A 15,033-nucleotide genomic window follows, 5' to 3' on the forward strand; every position below is an offset into this window, starting at 1 on the left:
GCGCGGCCGGACGGCACCGTGACGTCTCCGAGATGTTCGCCCGTACGGACAGGACCAGATCGAGACGACTGTTCATGTTCAGCTCGAACCGGCCGTACGGATTCACATGGGTCTAGAACAGCGGGGACAGCGCCCGGCGGTCCGCGTCGGTGAGCCGTGCCGCCCACTTCGGATCGGCCAGGACCTCCTGCACCAGCAGCGTGTTGACGTGCACCAAAGCGGACTGAAGCAGGTGCAGCGCAAGCATGGACACCTCCTGGGACTCTTTGTCCGCACCGGCCAGGTCGCCGTCCTTGCCGTAGAACAGGTCCTTGTTCGCGGAGTTCCAGTTCTCCACCACCTGCAAGCCCTCGTGAATCTCCTGGCGCATCTCGGCGTCGGCAAGGTAGTCGCAGACGAACGAGGTCCGCACCGCCCGGCCCAACTCCTCGATCGCCCGGTACGTCGGACGCTTGGGCCCGCCCCGGGTAAGCGCCGCAGGACCTGCTCTGCCTCCGCGGTGCCCAGGCGCAGGGCGGTGGTGTACTTCACGATCTGGTCGTACTGCTGAGCGATCAGGTCCCAGTCGATCGTCTTGGTGGAGAGCACCGGCGCCATGTGTGGTACTTCGGCGCGACCTTCCCAGCCGACGAATCCCAGGCGGATGACATCAGTGGACGAAATGCCAAGAAGGTGCATCAGCCCAGGACCGTGCCCGAGTTCTCGGTGCCGCGGGGACGCTTGCGGGAGAACGCCGAAAGGTCTATGGCCAGGCCGGTGTGCTCGCCGACGAATCGTACCGGCCGTTCGTCGTGATCTACGCCGTTCTCGGTCTGTTCGATGATTGCGGCGAGGAACTTGCCGACGACCGGCGCGTTCTTGAACTGGTTGCCGCTCGTCCCCATGGCGACGTAGAACCCGTCCAGCTCCGTACGGTCGTAAATCGGCGTCCAGTCGTCGGCGACGTCGTAGACTCCCACGACCCCGCGAGCCCGATTCGGTATCTCCAACGCCGGTAGCCGTCGCGCAGCCCTCGTCACCTGGGCCTCGAACACCGCCGTCGTCGGATGTGCGGTGACGGCATCCGGGTCGTCCACCCACTGCAGCGGGTCGCATTCCGGTTCCGTACCACCCACCAGCAGTCCCCCGCCGGCCTCACCGCGCAGGTAGATACCCAGGTCCATGTCCGCGACGCAGATCCCGGCGCGGTTGTCGGCGCCGAAACCCTCGGGGGCCGCGACGTGCGCGACCTCCTGCCGTAACGGCCGGCATCCCACGGTGAAGTCGGATCCGACCGAGGCCAGCTCGTTGATGCGGGTCGACCATGGGCCTGCGGCGTTGACCACCACGCCGCAGGGGATCCTGCTCCCGTCCGCGAGTGTCACCGCGGTGACCCGGCCATGAGCCTGCTCGATCCCGCGCACCGACGTATGGAACCGGAACTCGGCACCGTGTGCCCGCGCGGCGGCGGCCAGATTCTGCGCCGCCAGTTGCGGATCGTTCACGAACCCCGCATCAGGTGTGTACACGGCACCCAGCGTGGTTTCGGTCTCGGCCCAGAACTCGTCGTCGTCGATACGTTTCGGTGGCCAGTACCTGCCGACGTCGATACCCAGGATCCGCTCCGACAGGTCCACACTCGTCCACTCCTCGAACGGGATACCCGCGTTCTGGAACAACGGCAGGTACACCGACCGAGGAGCCACGTCCACATCCAGCATCGCCATCCCGCACCGTACGTACCGAGCCAACGGCCCGACGTCGCGGCCAAGGTGCTCCGCCCACGACTTCCAGCCGAAGTGCGCCTCCCAGGCGGTGGCGACGCCCGCGGCGGTGGAGAAGTTGAACCGCACCACCGCGCTGGACGCACTCGTGGAGCCGTGGCCGGCGCCCCCGGCCTTGTCGACCACCGTCACCTGCCAGCCACGGCGGGCGAGTTCCAAGGCGACCGACGCGCCGATCACCCCCGACCCGATCACCACGACGTCCGTGCGCTTACCGGGCACGGCAGGTCCTGAGATAACTGAGGAAGGAGGCCTGCAGCCCAGTCACGTGCGTTTCGTGCATGAGTGCGCTGGTGACGGATCCGCTGCGTGAGGTGAGGCGGTGAAGGAACGTGGCCGCGTTCTTCGCGAGATTCTGGTAGACCGCCAGGTCTCCGAGGATCTCTCGGTCGTTGAAGGTCACGTGAAGCTTGGTAGCAGGCAGGGTGTCACCCATTGCTTGAAGACGAGCGAAGACCTGACTGTCTGCATCGACGATGCCAGGGCTGCCCGCGCCGATGCTCTCGAAGAAGGTGCTATTGGTGAGCCAGGCGTAGAGACTGAAGAGTCCGCCGTAGGAATAGCCGAAGAGGCCGTGACCGCTCGGGGCTGTGCCGTAGTCGCGTTCGATCCGCGGGTGCAGGTCGTCGGTAAGGAAGTTCAGGAACATATCCCCGCGGCTGTCGCTCAATTCAGCGAGGTAGGCGTCGGCTTTCTCGCGAGTCATCAGGCCCGCTTCGACCCCCATCTCCACCGCATCGATGTACTCCTTCGCGATGGGTTCGCCGGGGGGCACGAGGTCGCGGTTGCGCAACCGCTCCCAGTGCTCTGCCTCCTCGCCTGCGTAACCCACGCTAACTTGGACGTAGGGCTGAATCGACTGCATGGGGTCCAGTTGCGTGACGATGAGTGGGGCGGTCAGGCCCACGGCCCAATTGCCGTCGAGCACGTACACGACAGGCGCTTGCGCCGCGGCAGGGTCGTAGCGCGGTGGCGTGGTGACCCAGACGCCGTAGTCGTACCCACCGCTGGAACGCAGCTCGAAGTAGTCGGTGTCGGCGAGGCAGCCCTGCCACATGGTGCTCATCTGAGGTCCTTTACGATTTGGCCGGCCTGGATTACGAGGACGGCGTTGGTGGGGTCGGAGAACAGTTCTGGGTCTTCGAGCGGGTTGCCGTTCCAGAGAACGAGGTCTGCCTGCGCGCCGGGAGTGATGACACCCACCTGGCCGGACAGGCCGAGGATCTCGGCGTTGGTCTGGGTCGCCGCCACGAGCGCTTCCATCGGCGTCTCGAGGGCTGCGCGGAGGCTGAGTTCTCTGCCGCGACGGTCCTGAGCCGGACCGATGAGATCGGAACCCAGCCCGATCCGCACTCCGGCCTCCTTGGCGGCAGCGAGCGCCTCGATCATCCGCTCACGGACACCCAGCACACGATCGCGGACCGACTCGCCGAGGCCAACTTCCGCGGGGTCGTGCAGCAGTCGCTCGACGACGGCGAACGTGGGCACAAGGGCGACCCCGCGCGTGGCCATCAAGGTGGCCGTGGGCTCATCGAGGTCGGTGCCGTGCTCGACACAGCGCGCCCCGGCCTCGACCGCGTTCCGAATGCCTTCATTGTTGTGGGCGTGAACCGTCACGTAAGTGCCCCGTGCCGCGGCTTCCTGCACAGCGACGGCGATCTCCTCCACGGTGAACTGGGTGTCGGTCAGCCGGTCGTGAGCGCTGACCACTCCCCCGGTCACACAGAGCTTCAGAAAGGAGGCTCCGCGGCGGAAGGCCTCACGTACGTTGCCTCGCAGCTCGTCCGCGTTGCCCGACATCATGGACAGGGCACACAGACCCGGAAGGTGATGGCCGCTCCACAGCTCGGTGGGTTCCCAGTCGGCTCCGTAGTAGCCGTGCCCACCGATCTGGCACTGCACAGGTCCGCACGACAGGACGCGCGGTCCCCTGACCTTGCCCTTCGCGATCGTGGTGACGACGCCGCCGTCGATCCCGCCGGTGTCCCGGACGGTCGTGAAGCCGGCGTCGAGCGCTGCGCCGGCCGTGGCGAAGATGTCCGCCGCGATCTCGGCGGCACTGATCTGGAACGAGAACTGCGGCTGGATCGGGCTCGACAGGCCCAGGTGAACGTGCGCGTCGATCAGGCCGGGCGTCATCGTCAGTCCCCCGGCGTCGAGCCGCTCGCCGGGTTCGTCACCGGAGGCCCCGAGCTGGGTGATCCACCCGTCTTCGACGGTGACGTCGACGTCTGTGGGGTCGCGCCCCGTCCCGTCGGCGACCGCCGCGCCGACCACCTGCAAACGTCCCACGAGTCGTTCCCTCCGCCGTCGCGAGCTGACTGCGACCATGTACGAAGCAACACGGCGCCGCCAGCAATCTTTTCCAATGGATAAACTGTAGGAGTGATCCTGTCAACCACGGAACGCAAAGGCGACGCACGCGAGCGCCTCCTGGCCCGGCTCCTCGACACCTTCGACGAGGCCCTTCCCTCACCGGAGGTGTCGCTCCGCGAGATCGCCGCCCGGACCGAAACCAGCCACGCCCTCCTGCGATACCACTTCGGATCACTTCCGGGCGTCCTGGCGGCCATGCTCAAGGCACAGCGATCTCGTGACAACGAGGCCCTTTTCGCAGCCGCCCAGCAGGGCACCTTCACCAACCTCGTTATGGCGATCTGGCGGACCTACACCCGCCCGGAGCAGTTGTCGCGTGTCCGCGGCTTCTTCCACGTCGTAGGACTGGCCGCGTACAGGCCGGAGGACTTCCGCGAGTTCATCGACTCGCTCGACGACCTGACCAAAATGCTGGCCTCACTCGCGGAGCGCGAAGGGCACGACACCGGGGAAGCGCTGACCATGGCCACCGTCGCCGTTGCCGCGATCCGCGGCCTGCTCTTACAGGAAGTCCTGACTCCAGGAGTCCACTCGGAGGACGCCGTCGACATGATCCTGCGCATGCTCCCCGGCAACGTGGCCGGTGTTCACTCAGGCGATGGAGTACGCCCGCACCCTCAAGCAGGCCGTCCCACACCGGCGCGTGATCGTCATGGTGCATGAGATGAAGCGAACTTCGATCTGGGCACCAAAGAGGGCCGGTTCATGTTCGCGGTCCTGGCCGCGGCCGCGGAATACGAACGGGAACTGCGAGCCGAGCGCCAGTCCGAGGGCATGCCCGCCGCCAAGCGCCGCGAGGCCACCGGTGCCACGCTGCCGGCAAGAAAAGACCGGCCGGCCGCGCGTGATCGGCTCCGCCGAGCCGGCCACCCTACGCCGCCTGGTCGGCGACGGTGTCTCGATCACCGAGGCTGCCCGCACCCTCACAATCGGCCGCTCCACCGCCTACGGGGTACCGGTGGAGCGCTGACCCGCAGTTATCCCCCAGCATCCCGCTTCTGTCCGCTGAGAGGTCAGGTCGGCGGCCGCCTTGCGCGCGCCGCAGGATTAGCGCAGCGCGCCCGCACTCTCGGACCTGTGCTTATCGGCAGTTCTGCCGGCCGGGCAGCCCGATGATCAGTGCTATCCCGACGGTCAGGTGCATGCCGCATCGCCGTTGGTTGTTCGGTGTTGGTCAAGGGCTGATGATCAGGCGGACAGGACGACGGCGACCTGGCCGAAGAACCTAACCCTGATGATCAGGCCGCCAGGTCGAGGCCGAGGCGGCGGCCCATGTCGATGTCGATCGTGCCGTACAGGTTGGCGTTGGACCAGAACAGCGGCGACAGGCCGCGCTTGTCGGCGTCGGTCAGGCGCTGCTACCAGGCGGGGTCCTTGAGGACGGACTGGATGAGCAGGGTGTTGATGAACACCAGGGCGGACTGGAGCAGGTGCAGGCTGAGCATGGAGACTTCCTGGTGCTCCTTCGCGGCGAGGGCGGGAGCACTTCCCGTTCAACCCATCGCTCACCGAGCTGACCACGCCCACGCTCGTGGTGGCCGGCGACCACGAGCAGTCGAAGATGTCCAGCCGCGGCCCGGACTGGTGCACAGACGCCTACGCCCACAGCCCGGGCGCCACCGACCTGCTGACCCTGTTCGGCACCGAGAACTCCCTGGGCGGCATCCCGAGCTGGGAAGCCGCCGAGACCACCGACGAGAACCCGGAGCGCGTCGCGGTCCTGCAGCGACTGACCACCGCCTACCTGCGCAGGGCGCTGGACCCGGCCGGTACCGGATGGGCGAAGGCCACCGCAGCGCTGGCTGAGACCGGTGCGGCACTCGGCCGCATCGACAGCAAGTAGCCCTGGGCACGCAGTCCCCAGGGCGATTGGTTCGACCGGGTCGTCAGCGACTGACCTGAGCCACATCATCCCAGCCGCGCTGGGCACCGTCCCGAGGCAGATGCGCACGGATGGCGGTAATGCGCATATGTGCGAGGATAATGACGCAGTCGGCACGCGTCGACCGGATCGGAGTCGGGTAATGCAGCGACCGCATCAGGTGGTGGTTCTCGTACTCGACGGGGCGCTCCCGCTGGACGTCGGGATCCCGGCGGAGGTGTTCCATCCGGAGACGGGGTTCCCCTACGAGGTGTCGGCCTGCGGGGTCACCGCCGGAACGGTGCCGTCCAACGGCCCCATCGGCTACACGGTCCCGCGGGGCCTGGAGGCACTGGCCGACGCGGACACGATCGTCGTGCCGGGGTACGCTCCGGCAGGTCGGCCCATACCGGTGGAGGTGCGCGAAGCTCTCCAGAGCGCCGCATCCCGCGGGGCACGCATCGCGTCGATCTGCTACGGCGCATTCGCCCTCGCCGATGCCGGCCTGCTCGACGGCCTGCGGGCGACGACGCACTGGGATGCGGCGGAGAAACTCGCGGAGCGGCATCCGCAGATCGCGGTCGAGCCGAACGTGCTGTTCGTCGACGAAGGATCCATCCTCACCTCGGCGGGGGCTGCCGCCGGTCTCGACCTGTGCCTGCACATCGTTCGGCGCGATCTCGGCGTGAGCGCGGCGAACGAGATCGCACGAGGACTCGTCACCGCGCCCTACCGGACCGGGGGTCAGGCCCAGTACCTGCCGAAGACCAGCTCGGCAGCCCATGGCGAAACCCTCGCCGCGACGCGCGAATGGGCTATGACGCGGCTCGACCAGCAGCTCACGATCGCCGGACTCGCCGCACACGCGCGGATGTCGCCCCGCACGTTCCTGCGCCGCTTCACCGAAGAGACCGGCAGCACCCCGCTGCAATGGATCCTCCGGGCGCGGGTCGACACCGCCCGCGAACTCCTGGAGAGCACGAGGCTGTCGGTCGACCGCATCGCGGACCAGGTCGGCCTGGGAACCGGGTCGAACCTCCGACTGCATTTCCGCCGGCTCCTGGACGTGTCCCCCTCGGAGTACCGCGCCACCTTCTCCGGGCGGAGCTGACCACCGCGAGCATCGCCCGAGTGCCTGGAGCGTTCCCCTACAAGATGCGAGGGGGAAGCGCGACAGTTTCGCCCGCAACATCGATCGCGACCTTGCCGCGGAGTGCATACGACCGCCTGTTCTCCAGGAGTTCATGAGCCTCACCCATCCGAGCGAGCGGAAGAGTCGCGCCGATGACCGGCTTCACGCGACCGCGCTCGACCAGCGCGGTGAGCCCGTCCAGCTTTCCTCGGTTCTGTCGTGTGAAGACGAAGTGATAGGCGGCGTTCCTGCCCCACGCCTCGATGAGGTTCTGCGGCTGCGCGAGGTCGACGATGCTGACGACGCGTCCGGAGTCGGCGAGCGTCAGCGGGCTCCGTGTGAGCGCGTCGCCACCGATCGTGTCGAAGACGACATCGACTCCCTTGCCTCGCGTCAGCTCGGCCACGGCATCGACGTAGTCCGCGGAGGTGTGGTCGATCACCGCATCCGCTCCGAGAGAGCGCACGAACTCATGGTCGCCGGCCTTCGCGGTGGTGATCACTCGCGCGCCGATCGCCTCCGCGACCTGGATCGCGATCGCGCCGACACCGCCCGTGCCTCCATGGATGAGGATCGTCTCCCCCACGGTGAGCTGAGCTCGAGTCACCAGCGACTCCCAGACCGTACCGCCGACGAGAGTCAGGCTCGCCGCCTCCAGGTGACTGAGGTTCTCCGGCTTCCGGGCAACGAGGTCGACGTCGGCGACGTGCTGCTCGGCGTAGGAGCCGGGGCCGCCGAAGATCCGGGGCGTGTAGTACACCGCATCGCCGACGCGAAACTCGGTCACGTGGGATCCGACTTCCTCGATCACTCCGGAGATGTCGTGTCCGATGATCGCCGGGAGTGGCACATGATCCGCGTAGTCTCCGCGACGGATCTGATAGTCGAGCGGGTTGAGGGCGGTCGCATGGACGCGCACCCGCACCTGGCGGGGTTCGACCTCCGGTACCGAGACGTCGCGCAGCTCGAAAGCATCGGTCCCTCCGAAACGGGTGAGCACAATGGCCTTCATCGGATCAGTCATATCGGGGTTCCTCATCGTAGTTCTGGGTGCGCGACACGCCGGGGCGGCGGCTTCCCTCTCAGCGTGGCGCGCACGAGCCCTGAGGGGACGGCCTGGTCTCCTGAGAGGGCGGTCTGTGAGGCTATACCCTTGATATCTCAGCGTGATCGTATGACTTTGTAGCGTTATGCCCGGCTGGTGGGCATGGACGTGCTGAGATGGCCGGGTGAGTGAACGCACGCCGTACGCGACGGGCGTAAAGACGCGGTGGCGGTCGCGGCAGCGTCGATCCACGACAACGCCATCGGTAACGCTCTGCTGGACCGGGTCGCCGCCGCCATCGAGCCCGGCAGCGTCCGCACCGCCCTGGTCGACCAGGGATTCTGGTGGAGGCCGAGCCGGGATTGTTCGCAAGCGATCAAAGGGGCATCAACTACGAATCGCCCTCTCAGCGGTTCCCAGGCGCCGTCGGTGCCGTCAAGTTCGAGCGCTTGGCGCGCTCCATGAGCCAGACCATGACGACGACCAGGACGTTCATCACCATGAGGATGATGATGGAGGCGCCGGGCCCGGAGCCGACGGCACGGTCGATCACCGACGGGCCGCCGCCTGCGAAGAGGCCATTCACGATGCCTGCGAGAACGTTGTTGGAGACGTGGAATGCCATCGCGGCTTCCAGCCCGCCGCTGATCAGGCCCATGAGCGCTGTGCACGCGGAGAAGACGAACAGATAGCTGACGAGCCACGGGTCCAGGGACACGTGGACCACTGCGAAGAGCGCTCCGGAGACGATAATGCCGAACGCCATGGCGAGACGGATGCTACGGAACCAGGAGCCGGCGGCGGGGATGGCCGCTCCTCGGAAGGCTATCTCCTCACCTGCCGACTGCAGAGGGGTGGCGAGAAGAGTGGCGATGAGGATGGCGACGGTGGATGCCCCGATCTTGAATTCCCCCATCCCGGTAGACCCCGGCTCGATGAGTGCCGTCACGATGATTGTAAGACCGACCAGGCCCGCAGATCCGAGGAGATAGACCCCGACGCGGCGCCAGTCGAAGGTGCGGGTGTGACGGAACACCGCCCGCCACGGCACCTTCGCCATCTTCGAGACCAGTATCGTCGCGAGCAACGCGGTGATGGCGGTGCTGAGGCCCGTGGCGACGATCGTGAGCGGTGTAAGTGCAGGCTTGTTCGGGTCTGCCGGGCCTTCGATCAGGACGACCGGTTGGAACACGATGATCTGGACCAGGAGCAGCATCGCCGGTATAGCGATCAGGACGACCAGGGACTTCCAGCGCGCCATCCGGAAGTGGACGCCGAACGGACGTTCGGGCAGTGTCCCAGGCAGTGCGACGGCTGCGTCACCGGCGCGAAGAGGAGCGGCGTAGCCCTGCTCTGCGGGCCCCGTCACTGTTCGGCTCCCGACCAGCGCGATCCGCTGTCGCCGCCCGTGACGACTGGTGCCTGCCCCGCTGCGGCCCGGCTGATGGGTGCCGCGGGGTCGGGTCGGGGATCCGCGCTCTGGGGCCCACAAGGCTCTGGTGTGCGCACGATGAACGACCTATCTTGAGGAGGGATCGATTGATCCGCTCTTGAGTGGAAGATCTGCCGTAGAGGCAAACACAACAACGAGCTCCCCGCCTGAACCGGGCGAGGCTGAATTCGCCATGCGCTCGGGGCACTGGATCTCCTCGCCCAGCCGGACACCCCGGAGCATCCAGGGACCTCTAGACAGTCGAGGTCTGCGCAGGAGCCCCTGCCGCCCTCGGCGTCAGAACCGTCCCTGTGCGTCGAGTATGGATCGCCACAACGATGACGGTGCCGATGACGAGCGGAACAGGGATGAGGACGCTCAGGTCGATCGCGCCGGCGGAGCGGTCGGTAGCCACGGTCGGGTCCACCTGGAGCGCGGCGTCGATGACGAACTGCGTAGCGTTGTACACCGCATGGAGCACGACGGCGATCTCGAGCCCGCCGGTACGCCAGGTGATCCACGCGGTGCCGACCGCGAAGACGATGTACCAGAGGTTCAGTAACCCGCTCGTGGAGAAGTGGACCAAGGCGAAGAGCACGCTCGAGATGATGATGGCGAGCACGAGCCCGAGGCGAGCATTGCGCGTCCAGCTGCCCACGACGCGGAAGATGAGACCGCGGAAGCCGTACTCCTCGCCCGCGGCCTGGAACGGCGTCAGGACGAGTGCCGTGGCGGCGAGAAGCAGGGTGTCGTGCCACGACCAGGTCGTCTGTGGCAACGGCGTCCAGTAGTACACGATCTGGAAAACGACGATCACCGGAAGGAGGACCACGAGGGCGCGGCCGAAGACGTCGAAGCGGAAGTGCGACAGCACCGAGGACAGCGACCCGCCGCGCACGCCGTAGAACCAGCGCTGGATCAGCATGCTCCACGGGATCAGGAGGGCCACGGACAACGCACCCGCGGCGTTGACGAGCGGGGTGTACCCCTCCCTGGCCTCGGTGCCGATCGCCGAATCGATGAGGGTGGCGATGATGGCGAGCGCAAAGATGAAGACCTGCATGCCCCCGAGGAGGAGGGCGATGGCGAGGATGCCTCGCCCGATACGGCGTTTGTCGCTCACGAGCCCACGGTGGTACTCGACAGGCGTGATGGGGTGTTCCATCATCTTCTCTCTCTGTTCTTAATGGGCAGACGTTCTTAATGGGCAGACGCGAGGTCGGTATGGCGTAAGTCGTCACACGCCGATGCCGTCGAGGAGCCAGTTGCATCTGAGGTGGAGGACACGCTCCGAAACCAGCCCCGCTCAGCGTCGCGCGCTCGATCCACACACTCCAGGGGCGGCACTGCCAATATCCGCGAGGATAGTGACACGCCCACCTTTCGTCGGTGTGAGTACTGGCCGCGATGCCGAGGCATCTCGGCACTTTCCCAGTTGAAACCGTGCCCTCGGGGCCGGGTCAAGTCTGAGACAGGAGGCGGCCTGGCGCGCTACGAGCGCCAGACCGCCTCCGGCACCACGTTCATGCTCGGCCCCTGACCGGGTGCCGGGGCTTGAGCAACAACGGTGCTAGCGGCCAGTGGCGATAGCCGGCTGAACGCCGCGGGCTTACCGCCACTGGCCGTTCGTATGCGGTTCGCCGGTTCGGCTGGGTGATCAGGCGGTGGGTTCGGTGGCCACCTCGGTCTCGATGGCCGGGCGGCCCGTGGGAGCAAGAAAGCGAGAAGCGTTCTACGGCTATTCGTCGGGACGTGCTGAGGTGCCTGCGAAGCCGTGACGCATGATCCGGAGAAGCCGTCGTGCATGCTCCGCGTCGGTGGCCGCGATGGCGGCCGCGCTTGTCAGGGCGAGGAGGTCGTCCGTGGTGAGGCGGGTGTCCAGGGCTTCGGCTTGCTGGGCTCGGGCGAGCAGCTTCTGTGCAGTCGATCGCATGGACCTATGCCATTGGTCGAACAACTCGGTACGACGCTCGTTGTTGTTCTCGGTTCCGGCGAGCGCCAAGGCGCGTTTGGTTGCGACGTGGACGAGGAAGCTGTCCAGCCAGGTGAACAGCGCCTCAGCCGCCGACTCGGATTCGAGCAGAGCGGCGCCCTGCTCCCGGAGCGTCGTAACTTCGCCCGCATACACCGCCACGATCAGATCTTGACGGGTGGGGAAATGGCGGTAGAGCGTCGCGTTGCCGACGCCCGCCCGGCGGGCCACCTCATCCAGCGGGATGTCGGGCCCGTGCTCGTCGAAGAGCGCTTTCGCCGCCGCGAGTAGCGACTGGACGTTCCTCGCCGCGTCCGCCCTGCGCGGCCGCGTGGCCGTCGGCGGCTCCGGATGTGTCATCGTCATGCTCCCTGGTTGCGATGTGGGGAGTTCCCCGTTTAAAGTAGCGCAGGATGAAACGGGGAGCTCCCCATATCGTGGCCCGGGCACCAACCGAGTTCTCGGGCTCTGCTCGTAAAGGATCGTCATGACTCTCACCTACGAAGATCGCTGCGTCATCACCGACCTGATCGCGATGCATGGGCACCTGTGCGACAGCGGAGAACTCGATCGCTTTGACGAGGTGTTCACCGCCGACGTCATCTACGACGTGACCGATTTCGGGCAGGAAATTTTGATAGGGGTGGCGGCCTGCGCCGACGCTGGACGCGCCCTGGGTGAACTGAACCCGGTCGGACACCATGTCACGAACATCGTCCTGAGCGAGCAGGCCGACGGCCGGGTGCACGCACGCTCCAAGGGCATCGGCATCAACGCCGACGGCACGAGCGGGAGCGTCACCTATGAAGACACCATCGTGCGCGGAGACCAAGGCTGGCGGATCAGCCACCGCAAGATGCTTGCACGACGAGTTCCCCTGGGCGGATGAGGAGCCCGGCGCAGTCCTTAAGGAGGACGTGCGCTACCTCGGCGACATCATGACCCGCGTGCGCGACCACATGCGCGCGCAGCCGCCCCGCTCGGCGGCCCCGCGCAAGCGCCGTACCCGGTCAGAGACCTAGCACGGCTTCTAGGTCGTCGATGGCCGCCAGGGACTGGGCGAGCTGCTCGCGTTCTGCCTCGGTCAGGGAGAGGGCGCGCGCCCGGGCCAGGGCGTGCCCGGCGGCGGCGTGGTCCTTGGCGCGGACGGCGAGCTCGGCCCGGTAGACCAGCGCCTCCAGCAGCTCGGCCGCCGACGCGGTGTCCTTGTCCCGCTGCAGGGCGCCGTCCAGGATCTCGGCCGCCCGCTCGTGATTGCCGTGGGAGTCGCCCATCACGACCGCCCGGTTCAGCGAGGTGGTGAGCCTGCTCGTGGCCTCCTCCTTCTCCGGCAGGGGGCGGGCGGCCATGAAGCGGATCCAGTTGCCGCCGGGGTCGATGACGGCGAAGCCGGAGTGGTTGCCGTCGTTCTTCCGCCTGCGCGGCCGGGTCATCCGGGGGATGCCGGAGACCAGGAGCTTGCCGTGCGCCGCGCGCATGCCCGCGGCGAACGCCTCGAACAGCTCTCCGGTGTCCGGCACGACGATCACGCAGGTCCCGTAGGAGTCTTCGGGCTTGAACGCCTCCGGCATTCCGAAGAAGCCCAGCTGGAGATCCTCGCGCTTGAGCAACACGTACGGGTTCGGCCGGACCTGGTAGTAGATCCGACGGAAACCGAGCATCGTGTAGAAGTCGACCATCTCGTCGATGGAGCGGCAGGGAAGCAGCGGTATGGCGATCTCGTTGGCCATCGGGGGAACTCCTATTCGTCGGCCATGGTGAACGCGCCCTCTTCCAGGCGGCGGATCATCCGGTCGGTCCACTGGGCGCCGGCGTCGGCGGTGCTCAGCCACAGGGACAGCACCTCGCCCACCGGGCCCCAGGTCGCCAGATCCGTGCCCTCGGGCAGGTACGCGGTGATGCTCGCGCGCCACTCGCGCATGGCGCGGGCCCGCTCGCGCAGCAACTCCAGGGCCCGCTCCCGGGGAAGGTCCTCGATGAGGCCGACAGCGGCGCCCAGCACGTCCAGGCTCGGCTCGCGGTCGGCCAGCGCCTGACCCAGCAGGTCGAGGTACTCCCGCTCGCCCTGCTGGGTCAGCTCGTACTCGATCCGCGGCGGCCCCCCGGCCTCGGAGGCGACCGTCTCGTGCGTCACCAGCAGGCCCTGAGCGGCCATGCTCTTGAGCGCGTGATAGACCGAGCCCGAGGTGGCGGTCGACCACTCGTGCGCGCCCCACGACTCCAGATCCGCGCGGACCTGGTAGCCGTGGGCGCGCCCGCGCCTGCGCAGCGCGCCCAGGACCAGCAGCCGTACCGGCTTCATCGAACCCTCCCAGTATCAGCTAGCCAAATTTGGCTAGCTGATACTGGGAGCATACCGCACCAACATGGAGGAAATCGGCGTACCAGCTCCTCGTGATCGCCTTCCTCGACGACCCGGCCACCGTCCAGGAAGGCGATGCGGTCGGCGCGCTGGACCGTCCGCATCCGGTGGGCCACCATCACCACCGTCCGGCCGGCCATCAGGCGCTCGATCCGCCCTACGGGTGACGCCCCGAAGTGACCGCCTGGTGCGGGTCTCGTAGTCGCGAGCCGGCGGTGCGGCATCAGGGTGCCGAAGACCCGCTCGGCCGCCGGGTAGCTTCTGGACCGGCAACTGGCCGCTCTGACCGAGGCGGGCTGCCTGCGGATCTTCGCCGACAAGAAGCCCATCGGTCCTGGCCGCTTCGCCGCAACACCGCGATGGGCGAGGCGTTCCTGGCCGACCAGACCCCGGCCATGCGTGAGCGGTACCGGAGCGAGGTGGCCGACACCAAAGAGCGCATTCACCGGCGCAACAACGCGACAAGGACGACCTGACCCACACCTCCCGTCTATGTGACTATGCAAACCATCAACGTTGGTGAAGGTCGCAATGGCGTGGCGCGGGCGGTGTTCTTCGCCCACCACGGCCAGCTCCGCAGGGGTTATGAACGCGGTATGGAGGACCGGCTCGGGGCGCTTGGCCTCGGTATGAACGCGATCGTTTTCTACAACAGCCTCTACATCGACGCCGCGGTGAAGAAGCTCGCCGCCGACGACATGAAGATCAGCGCGGAGATCAGGGCTCACTTGTCGCCGCTGCAGTGGGAACACATCAATTTCCACGGGACGTACTCGTTCAACCGGCCGGAACTGCCCGGCCGGTTGCGGGACCTGCGCGACCCCACCGCCGCCGACGACCCGGAGCTGTGACGATCAGCGCGTCGTGGGCCGGCTACCGGGGCTGAGGTCTGGGACTTCTCGTAGGCCTTGGCCTTGGAGGCCAATTCCTCCATGGCCTCGACAGCGCCCTTCAGCCGTTGGCCGGCAGCGTTGATCAGCGGCGCCGGTGGTGTCAATCCAGGCACGGCAGCCCTGGTGGCCTCAACGTGGCAGGGCCCGGCAGCGCGACCACCTCGTGAGCGGCAGGTCGTCCCGGTCAAACCGCACCT

The 15,033-nt window shown here is 67.1% G+C and carries 16 protein-coding genes and 2 pseudogenes; 7 read left to right on the top strand and 11 right to left on the bottom strand.

Annotation, left to right across the window (positions count from 1 at the left end):
* Window positions 1–112 precede the first annotated feature (112 nt).
* The 4 genes and pseudogenes from IEY87_RS47310 to IEY87_RS34380 form a co-directional block, all read right to left on the bottom strand.
* Window positions 113–678: pseudogene (locus tag IEY87_RS47310) on the bottom strand (Tn3 family transposase).
* On the bottom strand, window positions 678–1,985 hold the full coding sequence (locus tag IEY87_RS34370) for an NAD(P)/FAD-dependent oxidoreductase (RefSeq protein ID WP_189143013.1): 1,308 nt from the start codon (window positions 1,983–1,985) through the stop codon (window positions 678–680). The pseudogene IEY87_RS47310 and the gene IEY87_RS34370 overlap by 1 nt, the downstream one beginning before the upstream one ends.
* Window positions 1,975–2,829 carry an alpha/beta hydrolase gene (locus IEY87_RS34375; protein ID WP_189143014.1) on the bottom strand — a complete coding sequence of 285 codons (855 nt, stop codon included), beginning with the start codon at window positions 2,827–2,829 and terminating at the stop codon, window positions 1,975–1,977. The genes IEY87_RS34370 and IEY87_RS34375 overlap by 11 nt, the downstream gene beginning before the upstream one ends.
* A complete protein-coding gene (locus tag IEY87_RS34380) occupies window positions 2,826–4,040 on the bottom strand; it encodes a metal-dependent hydrolase family protein (RefSeq protein WP_225277948.1) in 1,215 nt (404 codons plus the stop codon). Before IEY87_RS34380 ends, IEY87_RS34375 begins: the two co-directional genes overlap by 4 nt.
* 108 nt (window positions 4,041–4,148) lie before the next feature.
* On the opposite strand from IEY87_RS34380, the gene IEY87_RS34385 reads away from it, so the two are divergent.
* Window positions 4,149–4,802 carry a TetR/AcrR family transcriptional regulator gene (locus tag IEY87_RS34385; protein WP_225277903.1) on the top strand — a complete coding sequence of 218 codons (654 nt, stop codon included), beginning with the start codon at window positions 4,149–4,151 and terminating at the stop codon, window positions 4,800–4,802.
* Window positions 4,803–4,820: 18 nt separating this feature from the next.
* Window positions 4,821–5,255 carry a recombinase family protein gene (locus tag IEY87_RS47315; protein ID WP_225277949.1) on the top strand — a complete coding sequence of 145 codons (435 nt, stop codon included), beginning with the start codon at window positions 4,821–4,823 and terminating at the stop codon, window positions 5,253–5,255.
* 122 nt (window positions 5,256–5,377) lie between these two features.
* On the opposite strand, the pseudogene IEY87_RS47320 reads toward IEY87_RS47315, so the two are convergent.
* Window positions 5,378–5,596 (bottom strand): annotated as a pseudogene (locus IEY87_RS47320) (Tn3 family transposase); the annotation flags it as partial.
* A gap of 74 nt (window positions 5,597–5,670) precedes the next feature.
* On the opposite strand from IEY87_RS47320, the gene IEY87_RS34400 reads away from it, so the two are divergent.
* The gene (locus tag IEY87_RS34400; protein ID WP_189143016.1) at window positions 5,671–5,982 is read left to right on the top strand and encodes a hypothetical protein; all 312 of its coding nucleotides are present in this window, start codon (window positions 5,671–5,673) and stop codon (window positions 5,980–5,982) included.
* A 181-nt stretch (window positions 5,983–6,163) separates the two neighbouring features.
* Window positions 6,164–7,111: a GlxA family transcriptional regulator gene (locus tag IEY87_RS34405; protein WP_189143017.1), complete on the top strand. Its 948-nt coding sequence runs from the start codon at window positions 6,164–6,166 to the stop codon at window positions 7,109–7,111.
* 37 nt (window positions 7,112–7,148) lie between these two features.
* On the opposite strand, the gene IEY87_RS34410 is transcribed toward IEY87_RS34405, so the two are convergent.
* From IEY87_RS34410 to IEY87_RS34425, 4 genes are all read right to left on the bottom strand, one after another.
* Window positions 7,149–8,156 carry a zinc-dependent alcohol dehydrogenase family protein gene (locus tag IEY87_RS34410; RefSeq protein ID WP_189143018.1) on the bottom strand — a complete coding sequence of 336 codons (1,008 nt, stop codon included), beginning with the start codon at window positions 8,154–8,156 and terminating at the stop codon, window positions 7,149–7,151.
* A gap of 427 nt (window positions 8,157–8,583) precedes the next feature.
* Complete coding sequence (locus tag IEY87_RS34415; RefSeq protein WP_189143019.1) at window positions 8,584–9,438, bottom strand: CPBP family intramembrane glutamic endopeptidase; 855 nt, start codon at window positions 9,436–9,438, stop codon at window positions 8,584–8,586.
* A gap of 424 nt (window positions 9,439–9,862) precedes the next feature.
* Window positions 9,863–10,732, bottom strand: coding sequence for a CPBP family intramembrane glutamic endopeptidase (locus IEY87_RS34420; protein WP_225277904.1), 870 nt, complete (start codon window positions 10,730–10,732; stop codon window positions 9,863–9,865).
* A gap of 615 nt (window positions 10,733–11,347) precedes the next feature.
* Window positions 11,348–11,941, bottom strand: a complete 594-nt coding sequence (locus tag IEY87_RS34425; RefSeq protein WP_189143020.1) for a TetR/AcrR family transcriptional regulator — start codon at window positions 11,939–11,941, stop codon at window positions 11,348–11,350.
* 127 nt (window positions 11,942–12,068) lie between these two features.
* Here IEY87_RS34425 and IEY87_RS34430 point away from each other — a divergent pair, with 127 nt between their 5' ends.
* On the top strand, window positions 12,069–12,470 hold the full coding sequence (locus tag IEY87_RS34430; protein ID WP_189143021.1) for a nuclear transport factor 2 family protein: 402 nt from the start codon (window positions 12,069–12,071) through the stop codon (window positions 12,468–12,470).
* 121 nt (window positions 12,471–12,591) lie between these two features.
* Here IEY87_RS34430 and IEY87_RS34435 read toward each other — a convergent pair whose 3' ends face one another.
* On the bottom strand, window positions 12,592–13,311 hold the full coding sequence (locus IEY87_RS34435; RefSeq protein ID WP_189143022.1) for a DUF8817 family protein: 720 nt from the start codon (window positions 13,309–13,311) through the stop codon (window positions 12,592–12,594).
* Window positions 13,312–13,322: 11 nt separating this feature from the next.
* Window positions 13,323–13,883: a PadR family transcriptional regulator gene (locus tag IEY87_RS34440; protein ID WP_189143023.1), complete on the bottom strand. Its 561-nt coding sequence runs from the start codon at window positions 13,881–13,883 to the stop codon at window positions 13,323–13,325.
* Between the two features lie 92 nt (window positions 13,884–13,975).
* On the opposite strand from IEY87_RS34440, the gene IEY87_RS47060 reads away from it, so the two are divergent.
* A complete protein-coding gene (locus IEY87_RS47060; protein WP_308113003.1) occupies window positions 13,976–14,110 on the top strand; it encodes a hypothetical protein in 135 nt (44 codons plus the stop codon).
* A gap of 333 nt (window positions 14,111–14,443) precedes the next feature.
* Window positions 14,444–14,794: a Tn3 family transposase gene (locus IEY87_RS34445; protein ID WP_189143024.1), complete on the top strand. Its 351-nt coding sequence runs from the start codon at window positions 14,444–14,446 to the stop codon at window positions 14,792–14,794.
* Window positions 14,795–15,033 lie beyond the last annotated feature (239 nt).

This window comes from Nonomuraea glycinis (assembly GCF_014646515.1).
Lineage (GTDB): Bacteria > Actinomycetota > Actinomycetes > Streptosporangiales > Streptosporangiaceae > Nonomuraea > Nonomuraea glycinis.

What these genes read in the sequence shown, in the direction of transcription:
- IEY87_RS34435 (WP_189143022.1), bottom strand. Translation starts at nt 13,311, where the DNA reads ATGGCCAACGAGATCGCCATACCGCTGCTTCCCTGCCGCTCCATCGAC.
- IEY87_RS34375 (WP_189143014.1), bottom strand. Translation starts at nt 2,829, where the DNA reads ATGAGCACCATGTGGCAGGGCTGCCTCGCCGACACCGACTACTTCGAG.
- IEY87_RS34425 (WP_189143020.1), bottom strand. Translation starts at nt 11,941, where the DNA reads ATGACACATCCGGAGCCGCCGACGGCCACGCGGCCGCGCAGGGCGGAC.
- IEY87_RS34405 (WP_189143017.1), top strand. Translation starts at nt 6,164, where the DNA reads ATGCAGCGACCGCATCAGGTGGTGGTTCTCGTACTCGACGGGGCGCTC.
- IEY87_RS34440 (WP_189143023.1), bottom strand. Translation starts at nt 13,883, where the DNA reads ATGAAGCCGGTACGGCTGCTGGTCCTGGGCGCGCTGCGCAGGCGCGGG.
- IEY87_RS34410 (WP_189143018.1), bottom strand. Translation starts at nt 8,156, where the DNA reads ATGACTGATCCGATGAAGGCCATTGTGCTCACCCGTTTCGGAGGGACC.
- IEY87_RS34430 (WP_189143021.1), top strand. Translation starts at nt 12,069, where the DNA reads ATGACTCTCACCTACGAAGATCGCTGCGTCATCACCGACCTGATCGCG.
- IEY87_RS34415 (WP_189143019.1), bottom strand. Translation starts at nt 9,438, where the DNA reads ATGGCGCGCTGGAAGTCCCTGGTCGTCCTGATCGCTATACCGGCGATG.
- IEY87_RS34445 (WP_189143024.1), top strand. Translation starts at nt 14,444, where the DNA reads ATGCAAACCATCAACGTTGGTGAAGGTCGCAATGGCGTGGCGCGGGCG.